Genomic DNA, 15357 nt, shown 5'->3' with positions numbered 1-15357 from the left:
TTAAGGTCAAACTTTCTGGCCGCTCATCGCGCGGGCCGAGCCGAATACCTGGATCAATCCCATCGACGCCCACGTGATCACGAACGCGATGATCGCGAGCGCGGACGGCTCGTAAGCGCGGTTCGCGCCGATCAACTGCAGATACGGACCGAACGCCGGCCGGTCGAGCAGGCTCGCGAACGTGAACTCGCCGATCACCACCGCAAAGGTGAGAAACGCGCCGGACAGGATGCCCGAGCGGATGTTCGGAAAGATCACCTTGAACAGAATGGTCGGCCAGTTCGCACCCAGGCATTCGGCCGCTTCGGTGAGCGAACGGACATCGACAGCGCGCAGACCGGCATCGACCGAGCGGTACATGTACGGCAACGACAAGGTCACGTAGCCGAACACCAGCAGCAGATCCGTGGCGCGCTCGTTGCCGGTGAGCGGCAGGATCGAGCTGCTGTTGTAGATGCGCAGATAGCCGAACACGATCACGATGGCCGGCACCACCAGCGGCAGAAGCGTGATGAATTCGACGATCGGACGCAGCTTCGGCAAGCGCAATTGCACCCAGTAAGCGGTCGGCACCACCAGCAGCACGCCGACGACGATCGTCAGCAGCGCCATCAGGATCGAGTAGCCGAACGAAGCCTGAAAGCGCGGATCGCTCAACACCACGCTGTACGCCTCGAAGCTGTACGAGCCGCGCTTCATGCGCAGGCTGAACTCGAACGTCGCGATCAGCGGAATCAGGAAATACAGCGAACCGACGACCATCGCGGTCCACGCGCCTACACGCGATTGGCTTTTCATCGGCGTCCCCTTTCGGCGCGCGAGCGCAGCCAGATATAGCCGCCGTTCGACAGTCCGGTCACGAGCACCATGCCGAGCGCGAGCGCGTAGCCGAGGTTCTGGTTGTGCATCACGTCGCCGCGAATCTGCGCATACAGCAGGATCGTCACGATGTTCAGCGAGCTGCCGGTCAGCGCGTAGGCCGTGGCGACCGCGCCGAACGAATTGGCGAACAGCAGCAGCGCCGCGCCGAGCACGCTCGGCCACAGCACAGGCAGCGCGACGTAACGCCAGTATTGATACGAGGTGCCGCCCAGACAATCACAGGCTTCGCGCCATTCGCGCTTCAGGCCGTCGAGCGCGGGCGTGACGATCAGCACCATCAACGGAATCTGGAAGTACAGATAGGTCAGCGTCAGGCCGGAAAAGCTCAGAATGCTGAACCCGGTCGAATACAGATTGAAGCCGAGGTACTTTTTCAGCAGCACGGTGACGAGCCCGACCCGTCCCAATGTGCAGATGAAAGCGAACGCGAGCGGCACGCCGGCAAAGTTCGACGCGACGCCGGAAAACGTCAGCAAGGTCGGGCGAATCCAGCCCGGCAGCTTGCCCTGCACCGCCGCCCATGCGAGCAGCGAGCCGATCACGGCGCCGCCGAACGACGACGCGGCGCTCACCTTGAAACTGATCCAGTACGCGTCCAGCACGGACGGCTGCAACAGATCGCGGAAATTGGCCAGCGTGAAATGACCCTGCGCGTCCTGGAACGCGCCGACCATCAGGAAGCCGGTCGGCAGAATCAGGAACAGCAGCGCGAAGGTGAAAAACGGCACCACGCCGATCCACGCCAGCAGCTGCGATGCGCGGCCGGGACCGTCGACGCGCGGCGTGGGGGTGGGCACAGGCGGAACCACCAATTCCGGCTGCACCGATCCTGCATCCGATGAAGCGCTCATAACTCACCCTTGGGACGTTCTGCAAACGCCCGCGTGCCGCTCTGTTCGAACAGCACGCGGGCGGCAAGACTTCATGTCGTTGGTGTGTGCCGCGACGGTGCGGGGTAGTCCCGCCCGCCGTGACGACAGCCCGCGCGCTTACTTGACGTTCGCGCCGACCGCCTGGTCCCACTGCTTCGTGATGGTGTCTTTATAGGCGTCCTGCTGGGACAGCGTCGGGAACACCACGTTCTTGTACGACGACGGCGGCGGCAGCTTGTCGAGCAGCGCTTGCGGCACCTTCTTGCCGGCCACCAGTTCGTTGTAGCGCATCGGGTGGCAATAGCCGGCGAGCCAGCCGATCTGGCCTTCGTCCGAGTACAGGTATTCCATCCACAGCTTGGCGGCGTTCGGATGCGGCGCGTAGGCGCTGATCGCCTGCACGTACACACCGGCGACCACGCCCGTCTTCGGAATCACCACCTGCACCTTCGGGTTGCCCTTCAGCGTGTCGCGATCGGCGAGCGCGTTGTAGTCCCAGCGCACGACGATCGGCGTGGTGCCTTGCGCGAGCGATGCGGCCTTGCCGATCACCGGCACGAAGTTGCCGTTCTTGTTCAGATCGGCGAAATACTTCAGACCTGCCGCGCCGGCCTTGCCCGCATCGCCCTTGCTTTGCGACAGACCGGCGGCGAACACCGCCTGGATCGCCTGGTTGGCCGTGCGCGGATCGCCCGCGAGCGACACCGCGTTCTTGTAGTCAGGCTTGAGCAGATCGCTCCAGTCGGCCGGTGCCTTGTCGATCATGTCGGCGTTCACTTCGAACGACAGCACGCCGTAGTAGTCGCCGTACCAGTAACCGTCCGGATCCTTCGATTCCTTCGGGATCGAGTTCCACGTCGCGACCTTGTACGGTTGCAGCAGGCCTTCGGCCTTCGCGGTCGGACCGAACGACAGACCGACGTCGATCACGTCCGGTGCCTGCGGACCCTTGTTGCCCTTGTTCGCCTTGATCGCTTCGACTTCGTCGCCCGAACCTGCATCTGGATTCAGTTCGTTGATCTTGATGCCGTACTTCTTCTGGAAGCCGGCCACCAGCTGGCCGTAGTTGCACCAGTCATGCGGCAGGGCGATCACGGTGAGCTGGCCTTCCTGTTTGGCGGCGGCGATCAGCGCATCGAGCGATGCGGCCGACGCCACATTGCTGGCGCCGGCGGCGACGCCCGCCGCTGCCGAAATGGAAAGTAAGCGGACTAACGCGGTGCGGTTCATGGTCTTCCTCATCCTCTGCCGAAATTGCTACGTTTGGAAAATTTCTGGTTCGAGCTTCTGGCCGTACGACACTGCGCGCAGGGTCTGCGTACGGCCGCGACAGGTCCGGTCCGGCGCCGCGCCTAGCGCGGATTCGCCGGCGCGGCGAACATGTCGTGGTGCAGTGTATCGATGCGATCTGTACAAATCATGTCGACGCCCCATTGCGCGAGTAACTGCGCACGCGCCGGGTCGTTCACCGTATAGGCCAGCACACGCAAGCCCGCCGCGCGGATCTCCGCGACCAGCGGTTCGCTCAGATAACGGTGGCTCGCATGCAGCGACACGCAGCCTAGTTCGCGCACGATCCGCAGCCAGTCCGACGGCACTTCCTCGAACAGCATGCCGCGTTGCAGCGTGGGTTCGGTGTCGCGTGCCGCCGCGAGGGCTTCGTACGAAAACGACGACAGCAGCGGCGGCGTTTGTCCTCGCCAACGCGCGGCCGCGCCGCTTGCCACCAGTGCACCGGTGATCGCGTCGCGCCCCGGGCACGGCTTGATCTCGATGTTCGCGGCGATGCCGTCGCGTGCGCAACGCTGTGCCGCATCGGCGAGCGTCGGCAGCCTCGTGCCGGCGAATTGCGGGGCGTACCATGCGCCGGCGTCGAGCGTGCTCAAGCGTGCCCACGAGTAGTCGGCGGCGGCGCCGTGACCGTTCGTGGTGCGCTCGAGCGTGTCGTCGTGCATCAGAAACAATTCGTTATCGGCGGAAAGCTTGGCGTCGAATTCGACCATGCGGTAGCCGTAACGCACGCAGGCGTCGAAGCCGGCCAGCGTGTTTTCCGGCGCCAGCGTGCCGCCGCAGCGATGCGCGACCAGCCGAGGATACGGCCAGTCCGCGACCACGCTTTCCATTCCATCCATTCCGTTTGCCACGTCTCGATACCTTCCCGATAGAGCGGATTAAATTGCGCTCGACGCTTCGGCACTGTCTGTCCTCACGCGCAAGCTCCGCGCGTAGTATCGCGCTGCTGCCGTCCGTGCGATAGCTGGCCGAATGGCTAACCCTGAGTCGCGCGAAACCCGTTCGAGATATCCGATTCGGCGCGCGCAATGCGTTGCCGTATCATGCTCAGGATCACGAACCGTACCGCTTGCCGACTGCGCGATGTCACCGGCCCGTCCGTTCGGCCAGCCGCCCCCAAGGTTCATTATGGCGACAGCCTGGGTCCATCGAATTGCCAAAAAGCGTCGTCGAATGCTCGAAAACGGACATTTCAATTCCTTTTCGAACATTTGATGTTCGAAAAGACAGACAGCGCTTCAATTTGCGAAGGCTAAGTTGAAATACACAAACTTGCAAGCTGCCAAAAAAATACAACACAATTCCTCTAAAGTACTACGCTTGACACAGTTTCGACACACATTCGTGTCCACGATATCGGCATCAAAACAAGACGTGTGAACACGCGTTCGCATCCAAGGAAAAATGCATGTGGCAGGAAGACCGTCATCAGAGAATTCGCGCGTTGCTGTCCACGCTGCAACGCGTGTCGACCGAACGGATCATGGCGGACCTCGGGGTGTCGCGCGAAACCGTGCGGCGCGATCTGCTCGATCTCGAAGCGCTGGGTGAACTGCGGCGCGTGCACGGCGGCGCGATCAAGCCCGCCGACGAAGCGCCGATCGCCGAGCGCGCGCATATGCGCGTCAAGTCGAAGACGGCCATCGCGAAGGCAGCGACCGGGTTGATCGCGAGCGGCCAGACGCTGTTCATCGACGCGGGCACCACGACCGCGACCCTCGCCGAAGAACTGGCGAAGCTCGCGAATCTGACCATCGTCACCAACTCGATCGACGTCGCGTTGAAGATGCGCGGCGGCGTCGAACAAACGGATGCCGCCAACGAGGTGATCCTGCTCGGCGGTTCGATCAGCGACCGCGCGATGGCCACCACCGGCGCGACGACCGTGCTCGACATCCAGCGCTATCGCGCAGACCTCGCGTTGCTGTCGCCGGTCGGCGTCGATCATCGGCATGGCGCGACGAATTACGACCACGCCGAAACCGAAGTCGCGCGCGCGATGGTGGCCAACGCGGACCGTGTGGTGATCCTCGCCGACTACAGCAAGATCGGTCAGCGCAGCCGCATTTCGTATTGCCCGGTAGAGCGGATCGACGTGCTCGTGACCAATAAAAAAGCGGCCGAAGCCGCCGAGTTTGCGTCGCTGAAGAAGAAGGTGGAAGAGATCGTTCTGGCCTAGGGTGCGGAATTGTGATGTAGCGGCCGGGCGGCTTGCGCTCATGCCGTCCGTCTTGCCGCCCAGCACCCTGCCTCGCCGCCGCGCTATTCCTTCACGTGAATCGTATCGAGCACGCGCTTGCGCAAGCGCGTGTCGTGCAACGCGCCGGCCGCGTCCAGCACCGGATAGGCGGTCGAACAGAACAGCGAGTTCAATCGCTTCATGTCGCTGATCAGATCCAGGTGCAGCGCACTGGTCTCGATGCTGCGCAGCGTTTGCCCGGCCAATCGATCCAGATGCTTGTACGAATACGCGCGCTCCAGATCGCGGAAACGCTCCTTCTCCGCCAGCAGACGTTCGGCGCAACGCAGATCGTTGTTCAGAAACACCGACAACCCCAATTGCAGGTTGCCCACCAGCCGCGCCTGCAGATCGTCGAGTTCGCCCAGCCCTTCCTCGGAAAACGACAGCCGGTGCGCGATCTTCTTCTCCTCGATATCCCGCACGATCCGTTCGATGATGTCGCCCGCGTGCTCCAGATTGATCGTCAATGAAATGATGTCGGTCCAGCGGCGGCTGTCGGCTTCGTCTAGTTGCTCGCGCGAGATCAGCGTCAGATAGCTTTTGACGGCGGCATAGAGTTCGTCGACGTCGTCGTCCATGCGCACCGTTTCGCGAGCTTTATCCAGACTGTTGTGGTGGATCAGGTCCGCGACGTTGTCGAGCATGCTGCGCACGATATCGCCGATCCGCAGCACCTCGCGCGCCGCGTGCGCGAGCGCCAGCGCGGGTGTGGACAACGCAGCGCTGTCCAGATGCAGCGGCCGCAACTCGCCATTCGGCAACGGCCGGTCGGGCAACACGCGGACGCAAACGCGCGCGACCGGATCGATCAGCGACAGACACGCGCAGCAGCGCAGCGTGTTGTAGATAACGTGAAAGCCGACCGTGGCTTCGCGCGGATTCGCGATCAGCACCGGCAGGCCGCGCGCGAGCAGCGGCGCGAACGGCAGGATCAGCAGCGCGCCCGCCAGCTTGAATGCGAAGCTGCCCAGCGCGAGGCGCCGCGCCGCCGCGTTCTGGGCGACCGTCCCGAGCAGCGCCAGCAAGCCGCTGCCGAGGTTCGCGCCGATCACCAGACACAGCGCGACTTTCAGCGAAATCACGCCGGACGAAGCCAGCGTCGCGGTCAACAGCACCGCCGCGAGGCTCGAATACGACAGCATCGCGAAACCGGCGCCGACCAGCGCGTCGAGCATCGTGTCGCCGGTCAGCGCGCCGAACATCACGCGCACGCCGGCGCCTTGCATCATCGGCTGGGCGGCCTCGACGATCAGATGCAGCGCCAGCAGGATGAGCCCGAGGCCGATCAGCGTGCGGCCGGTCTGGCCGATGCGGGTCTGCTTGCGCGACAGAAACAGCGGCACGCCGAGCAGAATCAGGATCGGCGACAGCCACGAGAGATCGAGCGTGAGAACCCGCGCCATCAGCGCGGTGCCGACGTCGGCGCCGAGCATGATCGCCAGACCCCTGGTGAGCGGCAGCAGCCCCTGCGCCGCGAACGACGTGACGATCACCGCGGTCGCGTTACTGCTTTGCACCAGACTCGTCACGCCGACGCCCGCGAGGAACGCGCGCCATCGACTCGCGGTACTCCGCCCGAGGACGCTGCGAAGATCCGCGCCAAGCACGCGCAGGATGCCGGTACGCACGATGTGCGAGCCCCAGACGAGGAGCGCCACACCGGCTAGAAGGTTAAGAAGAATCAACATAGGGCGATGCCGGTTGCTGCTGCCATGACATGAACCTCGCGCGGCGCGAGCGCGCTATGCGAAGCGTATGTGACAGTAGTGTTGCATATTTTTGCCATATTGTATTTTTGTGCGTTTAACTATACGCTCGTGCGAAACTGTGGCGTGCTGTGTGCCGGCTCATGCGCTCATTCGCTCAAGCCACCCAGCCGCTTGCCCCATCAAATCACAAGGACTCTGGATGAGCCGCAATCTTGCGCTGTTCGACCTCGACCACACGCTGCTGCCACTCGATAGCGATCAGGCGTGGGCCCACTTCATTGCTGGTCTGGGAATTGAAGGCGCCGCGCGGCACGCCGAGGAGATCGACGGCTACTACCGGCAGTACGCGGCCGGCACGCTCGACATGGCGGCTTATCTGAACTACACGCTGGCGCCGCTGGCGCGTCATTCGCGCGAGCAACTGGATACCTGGCACGCGCAGTTCATGCAGGACGTGATCGTGCCGGCTATCCGGCCGGCCGCGCGCGAACTCGTGCAGCGGCATCTCGATGCCGGCGATCTTTGCTGCATCGTGACGGCGACCAACGTGTTCATCACGGCGCCGATCGGCGCGGCGCTCGGCTTCGATCATCTGCTGGGAATCGATCTCGGCACCGAAGGCGACGATCCGGCGGCGCGCTACACGGGTAAGTCGGTCGGCATTCCGACGTTCCGCGAAGGCAAGATCACGCGCACGGAGAACTGGCTCGCGTCGCTCGGTCACCGCTTGCAGGACTTTCCGCAGAGCTGGTTCTACAGCGATTCGATCAACGACGTGCCGCTGCTCGAACGTGTGACCCATCCGGTCGCGACGAATCCGGACCCGCGTTTGCGCACGATTGCCGCTGAACGCGGCTGGCCGGTGATCGAGTTGTTTGCTTAACGGCCAGGCGCCGATAATCGTTGCGCGGCACGCGGCCGTGCAACGCTACACCCGCCCCTTCCACGGCACGAGGCGCCGCTCCAGCGCACGCATACCCAGATCGAACAACCACGCGATCAGCCCGATCAGCACGATGCCCATCACCACCACATCCGTGCGCAGAAAGCTCGACGCATTGAGCACCATCTGACCCAAGCCCGCCGTCGCCGCGACCATCTCGGCGGCGACCAGCGTGGTCCAGCCGAAGCCGATCGCGATCCGCAGGCCAGTCAATATCTCCGGCAACGCCGCCGGCAAAACCACATGTCGCACGACCTGCGAGAACCGCCCGCCCAGCGAGTAGGCCGCGTGAATCTGCTCGACGGTCGCGCTACGCGCGCCGGCGCGCGCAGCCATCGCGATCGGCGCGAAACACGCGAGATAGATCACGACGATCTTTGCCGTTTCGTCGATGCCGAACCAGATCACCACCAGCGGTAGATACGCGAGCGGCGGCAGCGGCCGGTAAAACTCCAGCGGCGGATCGAGCAGACCGCGCGCGATCCGGCTCACGCCCATCAGGATGCCGGTCGGCACCGCCGTCACCGCGGCGAGCGCAAATGCGCCGAACACGCGCAGCGCGCTCCACGCCAGATGTTCGGAGAGCGGCAAGCCGCCCTGAATACGCCCATGCCATGCGTCGACAAATGCGGTCCAGACGGCTTCCGGCGTGGGCAGGAACAGCGGCGGTAGCCAATGCAGATGCGTGGCGAGCCACCAGAGCGCGGCGAGCGTCGCGACCGATGCCGCGCTCAACGCCGCGGTCGGGCCTTCGCCAGGTAAACGCCAGCCTGCCGTGGCGCGACGTGCTTTACGGCTCTGCTGTTCAGTGGTGGGTTTCAACGCCACGTTGCCCAATGATTCACGCGAAGCCGTCACGACACCAACTCTTCCTGATTGCGCTCATGCAGGCGGCGCACCAGCCGCTCGCGCCATTCGATGAAATCCGGCGACGACTTCACCGCGCGCGCGTCGCGCGTCTCAAGAAACCGCCGCGCGAACGGCAGCTCATAGCTCTCCGCGATACGACCCGGCCCGGGCGTCATCACGACGAGACGCGTCGCGAGGAACAGCGCCTCCTCGACGCTATGCGTGATGAAGAACACGGTCTTGCGCGTGCGGCCCCAAACGTCGAGTACGAGTTCCTGCATCGACTCTCGCGTCATCGCGTCGAGCGCGCCCATGGGTTCGTCCATCAGCAGCACCTGCGGATCGCTCGCCAGTGCGCGAGCAATGCCCACGCGCTGCTGCATGCCGCCCGACAGCGCGTACACGCGCGAGTGCGCATGCTTTTCCAGCCCGACCAGCGCGAGCATCTCGCGCGCGATGCGCTCGCGCTCCGCTTTCGGCACGCGTTGAAACCGCAGGCCAAGCGCAACGTTGTCGAGCACGTCGAGCCACGGCATCAACGCGTACTTCTGGAACACCACGCCGCGATCGGCGCCGGGACCGCGCACCGGTTCGCCGTTCAGGCGCACTTCGCCTTCGGTCGGTGCAATGAAGCCGGCGATGCAGTTGAGCAAGGTGGTCTTGCCGCAGCCCGATGCACCGAGCGCCACGACGAATTCTCCCGGCTCGATATGCAGATCGACATCCGCCAGCGCGACGTGTGGCGCGCCGCCTCGCACGCCTTCATACGCGACGTGCAGTCGCCGGATTTCAAGACCACTCATGACTCGACCTCATGCTACGAATGTGAACCAGCGCCAGCGCCAGGTGCGCCGGGCTCAATGCGCCGCGCGTTGCACGAACTGCGGATCGACGCCGGTCGAATAATCGGCGAGCACGTTCTGGATGGTGCCCTGCGTCTTCAGAAACGCCGCGGTGGCCGCCAGCGACTTCGCCGCGCCCGATTGCGCGCCGCCGCCGAGCCATGCATTCGACGCCTGCTGCGCGGCCGTCGGGAAGGCGTACAGCGCGAGACTTGCCGGCACCTCCTGCGCATTGGCGCCGGATTCCTTCGCGACGGCTTCGACCTGCGGCGAGGTCGCCGTCCACGCGGACGGGTGATCGCGATAGCTCGCGTCGGTCGCGGCCAGCACCTTCACGAAGCGCGCGACGAAGTCGGCGTTCTGGCTCGCGAACTTGCGATCGACGACGAAACCGTCGAACGTTGCCTTGCCGGTTTGCTGCGCGACCTGGCCGGACGTGATCAGTACCTTGCCGTTCTTCTTCACCTTGGCGAGGACCGGGTCCCAGATGTAGGTGGCGTCGATGTCGCCGCGCGCCCACGCCGCCGCGACTTCAGGCGGACGCAGGTTGACGATCTTCACGTCGGCGGGATTCACGCCGGCGTTCTGCAACGCGACCAGCGTATGGAAGTGCGAGGTCGACACGAACGGCACGCCGATCTTCTTGCCTTTCAACCCCGCGACGCTCGTCACGTCCGAGCCATCGCGCGCGACCAGCGCCTCGGCGTCGTTGATATTGTCGAGAATCCAGAACAGCGAAATGTCGACGCCTTGCGACAGACCCGCCGCGATCGGACTCGAGCCTGCCTCGCCGAGTTGCACCGAACCGGACGCCAGCGCACGGATCACGTCCGCACCGCTGCCGAGCTTGCGATACGTGACCTTGTAGCCAGTGGCCTTCTCGACTTCGCCGGTTGCCTGCGCGTAGCGCCACGGCACCACCATGTCCTGATAGGCGATCACGACTTCCTTGGTGTCCGCGTGCGCGGTGGAAGCAAAAGTAGCGGACAGCGCGAACAGTGTGGCGAACGCAGCCAGCGGACGGCGAAAACGCTTCATCGGAAACCCCTTGGGTCAATTTGATCTGGAAGGAATCCGACTATAGGGAGTTTGTTCACGGGCGGTTCTATTTAATCAGCAATTGCTAATGACGCCGCTCGAACATTGCTTTTCACGTTCGGTTGGTTGTCGCTCGCTGCTGCGGCGCGCAGTGAGCCGGTTGCAGCGAATGATGAGGCTTGTGGAGGACGTGCGCAAGCTGGCCATTCGGCCTATTGACCGTGCTTCGACGGCAGCGCGATGATCGCCGGATCGCTTTCATCGTGCTTTCTCATGTCCAACTTTCTTAGCCGTTTTAGCTGGGCGTTGTTCAACGTCGCCGTACCGATACTGGCGCCGCTCGCGCTGCTGCCGCTGCTCGGCTTCTCGCGCTTCTATCAACGTGCGTCGAAGGGCGCCGCAATGCGCTCGATGCGGGACGGGCAGTTGCTATGGGTCGTCATTTCGATGTGCGCGAGCGCGTGCTACGAGATTGGCCGTGCGCTGAGTAGCGCGTCGTCGGATGGCGTGAGGGCTGCGATGTTCGCCGGTCTGGTGTGGCATGGCGTGTTCATCGTCGCGTCGGCAGTCATCGTGTCGTTCGGTGTCGCCGACGCCATGCCGACTCACGCTCACGATGCCGACGATCTGGCGCGCAGCCGAAGGCTGATGCGCGGCTCCATTCTCATGACGGCGCTCGTCGCTACGTCATACTGCATATCTCACTTTTCGTTAACCTAATTAATTGATAGCCGCTGACTTATACTGCTGACAAATCGCCATCGACATTTCAGCACACGGAGAAACCACATGCCCAATCTGATCGACTACGTCATCGAGAACCGCGCCATGCGCGACCGTTTTATCGACGCCATGGTTCCGTTCTCGCTCGTCGGCGGAACCATCTACTTCTCGTTCATCTTTCTCGTGCGGATCTACAGCTAGTTCGATCAGATCGAGCTTCGCCGCACCCGCACCAAAAACAAAGCCCGCATCGTGTGCGGGCTTTGTTTTTATTCATGACCGACAGCGAAACCAATTCGCTTAGACCACGCCGGCTCCGTGCGCCTGCAAATCGGCGTGATAGCTCGACCGGACCATCGCGCCCACCGCGGCGTGCGTGAAGCCCATCTTGTACGCTTCTTCCTCGTACATCTTGAACGTGTCCGGGTGCACGTACGAGCGCACCGGCAAGTGGTGTTCCGACGGCTGCAGGTACTGGCCGATCGTCAGCATATCCACGTCGTGTTCGCGCAGATCGCGCATCACTTGCAGGATTTCTTCTTCCGTTTCGCCAAGGCCGACCATCAAGCCCGACTTGGTGGCGACATCGGGATGCAGCGCCTTGAAGTCCTTCAGCAACTTCAGCGAATGCGCGTAATCCGAACCCGGGCGCGCTTCCTTGTACAGACGCGGCACGGTTTCAAGGTTGTGGTTCATCACATCGGGCGGCGCGGCGTTCAGAATGCCGATCGCGCGATCCAGGCGACCGCGGAAATCCGGCGTCAGAATTTCGATGCGCGTTTCCGGCGACAACTCGCGCGTCTGACGGATACATTCCACGAAGTGAGCAGCCCCGCCGTCGCGCAGATCGTCGCGGTCGACGCTGGTGATCACCACGTACTTCAGCTTCAGCGCGGCGATGGTGCGCGCGAGATTGCCGGGTTCCTCCGGATCGAGCGGGTCCGGGCGGCCGTGGCCCACGTCGCAGAACGGGCAACGGCGCGTGCATTTGTCGCCCATGATCATGAACGTTGCCGTGCCCTTGCCGAAGCATTCGCCGATGTTCGGGCAGCTCGCTTCCTCGCAGACCGTGTGCAGGTTGTGCTCACGCAGAATCTGCTTGATTTCGTAGAAGCGCGAGTTGCCGGTGGCCGCCTTGACGCGGATCCAGTCGGGTTTCTTCAGCTTTTCGATCGGGACGATCTTGATCGGGATGCGGGCGGTTTTGGCTTGCGCCTTCTGCTTGGCGGTCGCGTCGTAGGCAGCGGCGGCGGCCGGTGCGGCATCGGATGCGGGGGCAGTTGCGAGGTTCGCGGTAACGTCAGTCATTCGTTCGGTCCAGTCAGGCGGTGAGCGCACCGGCCTGTGGTTGGGCGACGGCCGCGGGACTGCCGTCGAGGTTTGCGGTGAGGCGTGCTGCAAAGGTACGGGCCACGTCGTCCCAGCCGGCGGTAACGCCCAGCGTTGCCATGTCGACCGTTTCGAGCCCGGCGTAACCACATGGATTGATGGCCAGAAACGGCCGCAAATCCATCTTCACGTTCAGGCTCACGCCGTGGTAGCTGCACCCGTTGCGGATTTTTAGACCCAGGGCGGCGATCTTGGCGCCGACGTGCAGATCCGCGTCCGGTCCCGCAGCAGGCCCGGGCGCCACGTAGATGCCGGGGGCGCCCGCCTTGCGTTCTCCGGCGAGATTATACGCCGCCAGGGTGTCGATCACGGCCTGCTCGATTCGCGCCACCATCTCCCGCACCATCAGCTTCCGGCGACGCAGATCGAGCAGCAGATAAGCCACCACCTGGCCAGGGCCGTGATAGGTGATCTGTCCGCCACGGTCGACCTGCACCAATGGAATGCCGCTGTCGGCAGCCAGCAGGTGCGATGGGTTGCCGGCCTGGCCGAGCGTGAAGACGGGAGGATGTTCGACCAGCCAGATTTCGTCGGGGGTGTCGGCGGTGCGCTCGTCCGTGAACGCGCGCATGGCCGTGAAACTGGCTTCGTAGGGTTCGTTGCCCCGCCAGCGCAGCGTGAGCGGCGCGGCAGCAGGTAACGGAGAGGACGGAGACGGGGAAACCGGGGTGGCGCACATAATCTCGCCAGTTTACCGAAATCTGGGAATCCCCGTTGAATGTGGATTGGCCGATGGAGCGAGCCTGGACCCTGCTTCGGCCCTACTTCGGCCGCTCCCCATCGGCCACTCGGCCGCTCAAACCGTCATCCACCCGCCGCGCACACGCGCCGCCAGCCGTTCCCCGACCCGCGCGAACCAGTTCAACGCGCGCTGATCGCACCGCGTCGGCACGGAAAACGTCACCTTCGCCTGCGTATCGCCCTCGGCGCTCAGCCACAGCCGCTCGCCGCAACGCAACCGCAGCGTGTGGCCGGGTTGCAGCCAGTAATCTTCGGTATCGTCGCTGCGCGTGACCCAGATCGAGCCGCCATGGACCACCAGACGCGTGCTGCGCGCCACCTTCATCGGAATCGTTTCACCGCTACGGATTTCAAACGCGATGCTAGAGGAAATTTCTCGCATGATGCCCTCGCCAAAATTCGTTTCATGGCTACAATCGTAGGCGTAGCAAGGGTTTACGCAAAACGAGCAATTTTCACCTCTATGTGAGAAATATTGCGATGGACCTCCGTCAACTCCCCACACTGAACGCGATCAAGGCCTTCGAGGCCGCCGCCCGCCACGAAAGCTTTTCGCGCGCCGCCGACGAGCTATTCGTCACGCACGGCGCCGTCAGCCATCAGATCCGCGCGCTCGAAGCCGAACTGGGCATCACGCTGTTCGCCCGCGACGGCAAACGCGTGCGGCTCACGGAAACCGGCCGGCGCTACGCGACGCAAGTCCGGTTCGCATTAACCGCGCTCGCCGACGCGACCCGCGAAATCCGCGCGGGCGACCGCGAGCGACGGCTGGTGGTGTCGATGCTGTCGTCGTTCGCGGCGCGCTGGGTGACGCCGCGCATCGGCAGTTTTATCGAGGCGCATCCACAATGGGACCTCGAGCTGCTGTCCACCAACGCGCTCACCGACTTCGCGCGCGACGACGTCGACGTGGCGATCCGTTTCGGCTTCGGCAAGTATTCGGGCCTGCATGCGGAACTGCTGCTGGAGGAGATTTTTTTCCCGGCCTGCTCGCCGAACTTCAACGGCGGCAAGTTACCGCAGTCGCCGGCGGATCTGGCGAAAGTCCCGCTGCTGCGCTCCGACGACGAATTGTGGCGTCCCTGGTTCGACGCCGCCGGTCTTACCGAATGGCCGGAGCCGAAGCGCGGCGTGCTCTATCAGGATTCGTCGAATCTGTTGCAGGCGGCCATCGACGGTCAAGGTGTCGCGCTGACGCGCCGTTCGCTGGCCATGCATGAAATCGCCGCGGGACGGCTCGTGCGGCTGTTCGACGTGGATGGGCCGAGCCCGTGGCAGTACTACTTCGTCTGTCCGCCGCAGATGCTGGAAACCGCCCGCGTCAGAGCGTTCCGGGATTGGGTTTTCGAGGAGGTGGGACGCTTCAAGCTGCTCTTCGAGCGCGCTTGCGAACTGGGTCCCGAGGCAGCTGGGGAAGCGGCGACAGCGGACGCATTGCACGCCGCGCCGTAATTGATCACGCCGCCGGACGACCGGCAGACGGACGGCGGATAAAGCCTGGAGAAGCGAGCGTCAAAGCACCACTTTGACCATCGGATGACCCGTGAGCGCGCGATAGATATCGTCGAGCTGTTGCTGGCTGGTAGCGCGCACGGTGATGGTCAGGCCAGTGTAGTTGCCGCCGCTGGACGGCCGCGTTTCGAGGCGCGATGCATCGACGCCGCTATCGAATTTCCTCACCACTTCGACGATGGTGTCGGTGAACTCGGGATGCGTTTTGCCCATGATCTTGATCGGGAAATCGCAGGGAAACTCAAGCAGTGATGTTTTCTCGGGGGTCATTCCGGGGTTCATTCTTTACTCCTCGCCGCGCAAGCATGCCGCCGGTTCGCCA

At 63.6% G+C, this 15357-nt stretch carries 17 protein-coding genes; 5 read left to right on the top strand and 12 right to left on the bottom strand.

Going from position 1 to position 15357, the window contains the following annotated elements:
- Nucleotides 1–6: 6 nt before the first annotated feature.
- The 4 genes from LFL96_RS01715 to ugpQ all read right to left on the bottom strand — a co-directional run bounded on the left by LFL96_RS01715 (nt 7) and on the right by ugpQ (nt 3898).
- Entirely contained in the window at nt 7–798 is a 792-nt protein-coding gene (locus LFL96_RS01715) for an ABC transporter permease (protein WP_280997319.1), read from the bottom strand.
- The gene (locus tag LFL96_RS01710; RefSeq protein WP_280997317.1) at nt 795–1733 is read right to left on the bottom strand and encodes an ABC transporter permease subunit; all 939 of its coding nucleotides are present in this window, start codon (nt 1731–1733) and stop codon (nt 795–797) included. The genes LFL96_RS01715 and LFL96_RS01710 overlap by 4 nt, the downstream gene beginning before the upstream one ends.
- A 138-nt stretch (nt 1734–1871) precedes the next feature.
- Nucleotides 1872–2984, bottom strand: coding sequence for an ABC transporter substrate-binding protein (locus LFL96_RS01705; protein ID WP_280997315.1), 1113 nt, complete (start codon nt 2982–2984; stop codon nt 1872–1874).
- A gap of 122 nt (nt 2985–3106) precedes the next feature.
- Nucleotides 3107–3898: a glycerophosphodiester phosphodiesterase gene (gene ugpQ, locus LFL96_RS01700; protein ID WP_280997313.1), complete on the bottom strand. Its 792-nt coding sequence runs from the start codon at nt 3896–3898 to the stop codon at nt 3107–3109.
- Between the two features lie 557 nt (nt 3899–4455).
- Here ugpQ and LFL96_RS01695 point away from each other — a divergent pair.
- On the top strand, nt 4456–5226 hold the full coding sequence (locus LFL96_RS01695) for a DeoR/GlpR family DNA-binding transcription regulator (RefSeq protein WP_280997311.1): 771 nt from the start codon (nt 4456–4458) through the stop codon (nt 5224–5226).
- Between the two features lie 83 nt (nt 5227–5309).
- Here LFL96_RS01695 and LFL96_RS01690 read toward each other — a convergent pair whose 3' ends face one another.
- Entirely contained in the window at nt 5310–6977 is a 1668-nt protein-coding gene (locus LFL96_RS01690) for a Na/Pi cotransporter family protein (protein WP_280997309.1), read from the bottom strand.
- Between the two features lie 220 nt (nt 6978–7197).
- Between LFL96_RS01690 and LFL96_RS01685 the strand changes: the two genes are divergently transcribed.
- Nucleotides 7198–7881 (top strand): HAD family hydrolase, encoded by a 684-nt coding sequence (locus LFL96_RS01685; protein WP_280997307.1) that lies wholly within the window; start codon nt 7198–7200, stop codon nt 7879–7881.
- 45 nt (nt 7882–7926) lie between these two features.
- Here LFL96_RS01685 and LFL96_RS01680 read toward each other — a convergent pair whose 3' ends face one another.
- From LFL96_RS01680 to tauA, 3 genes are read right to left on the bottom strand one after another with little or no spacing between them, the layout of a single operon-like run.
- Nucleotides 7927–8799, bottom strand: coding sequence for an ABC transporter permease subunit (locus LFL96_RS01680; protein ID WP_280997305.1), 873 nt, complete (start codon nt 8797–8799; stop codon nt 7927–7929).
- Nucleotides 8796–9593 (bottom strand): ABC transporter ATP-binding protein, encoded by a 798-nt coding sequence (locus LFL96_RS01675; RefSeq protein WP_280997303.1) that lies wholly within the window; start codon nt 9591–9593, stop codon nt 8796–8798. The genes LFL96_RS01680 and LFL96_RS01675 overlap by 4 nt, the downstream gene beginning before the upstream one ends.
- A 54-nt stretch (nt 9594–9647) precedes the next feature.
- Nucleotides 9648–10670 carry a taurine ABC transporter substrate-binding protein gene (gene tauA / locus LFL96_RS01670; RefSeq protein WP_280997301.1) on the bottom strand — a complete coding sequence of 341 codons (1023 nt, stop codon included), beginning with the start codon at nt 10668–10670 and terminating at the stop codon, nt 9648–9650.
- A 273-nt stretch (nt 10671–10943) separates the two neighbouring features.
- Between tauA and LFL96_RS01665 the strand changes: the two genes are divergently transcribed.
- Together LFL96_RS01665 and LFL96_RS01660 are read left to right on the top strand one after the other, a co-directional pair.
- Nucleotides 10944–11390 carry a hypothetical protein gene (locus tag LFL96_RS01665; protein WP_280997299.1) on the top strand — a complete coding sequence of 149 codons (447 nt, stop codon included), beginning with the start codon at nt 10944–10946 and terminating at the stop codon, nt 11388–11390.
- A 69-nt stretch (nt 11391–11459) separates the two neighbouring features.
- Complete coding sequence (locus LFL96_RS01660) at nt 11460–11594, top strand: hypothetical protein (protein ID WP_280997297.1); 135 nt, start codon at nt 11460–11462, stop codon at nt 11592–11594.
- A gap of 99 nt (nt 11595–11693) precedes the next feature.
- On the opposite strand, the gene lipA is transcribed toward LFL96_RS01660, so the two are convergent.
- From lipA to LFL96_RS01645, 3 genes are all read right to left on the bottom strand, one after another.
- On the bottom strand, nt 11694–12701 hold the full coding sequence (gene lipA / locus LFL96_RS01655; RefSeq protein WP_280997295.1) for a lipoyl synthase: 1008 nt from the start codon (nt 12699–12701) through the stop codon (nt 11694–11696).
- 13 nt (nt 12702–12714) lie between these two features.
- Nucleotides 12715–13461 (bottom strand): lipoyl(octanoyl) transferase LipB, encoded by a 747-nt coding sequence (gene lipB, locus LFL96_RS01650; RefSeq protein WP_280997293.1) that lies wholly within the window; start codon nt 13459–13461, stop codon nt 12715–12717.
- A gap of 117 nt (nt 13462–13578) precedes the next feature.
- Nucleotides 13579–13905 carry a DUF2917 domain-containing protein gene (locus LFL96_RS01645; protein ID WP_280997291.1) on the bottom strand — a complete coding sequence of 109 codons (327 nt, stop codon included), beginning with the start codon at nt 13903–13905 and terminating at the stop codon, nt 13579–13581.
- A gap of 98 nt (nt 13906–14003) precedes the next feature.
- Between LFL96_RS01645 and LFL96_RS01640 the strand changes: the two genes are divergently transcribed.
- Nucleotides 14004–14975: a transcriptional regulator GcvA gene (locus LFL96_RS01640; RefSeq protein WP_280997289.1), complete on the top strand. Its 972-nt coding sequence runs from the start codon at nt 14004–14006 to the stop codon at nt 14973–14975.
- A 60-nt stretch (nt 14976–15035) separates the two neighbouring features.
- Here the strand turns inward: LFL96_RS01640 and LFL96_RS01635 are convergent, their stop codons facing one another.
- A complete protein-coding gene (locus LFL96_RS01635) occupies nt 15036–15305 on the bottom strand; it encodes a DUF493 family protein (RefSeq protein ID WP_280997287.1) in 270 nt (89 codons plus the stop codon).
- Nucleotides 15306–15357: the final 52 nt, after the last annotated feature.

Source organism: Paraburkholderia sp. D15, assembly GCF_029910215.1.
In the GTDB taxonomy this organism is placed as follows: domain Bacteria; phylum Pseudomonadota; class Gammaproteobacteria; order Burkholderiales; family Burkholderiaceae; genus Paraburkholderia.
This window is presented reverse-complemented; position numbering and strand designations above follow the sequence as displayed.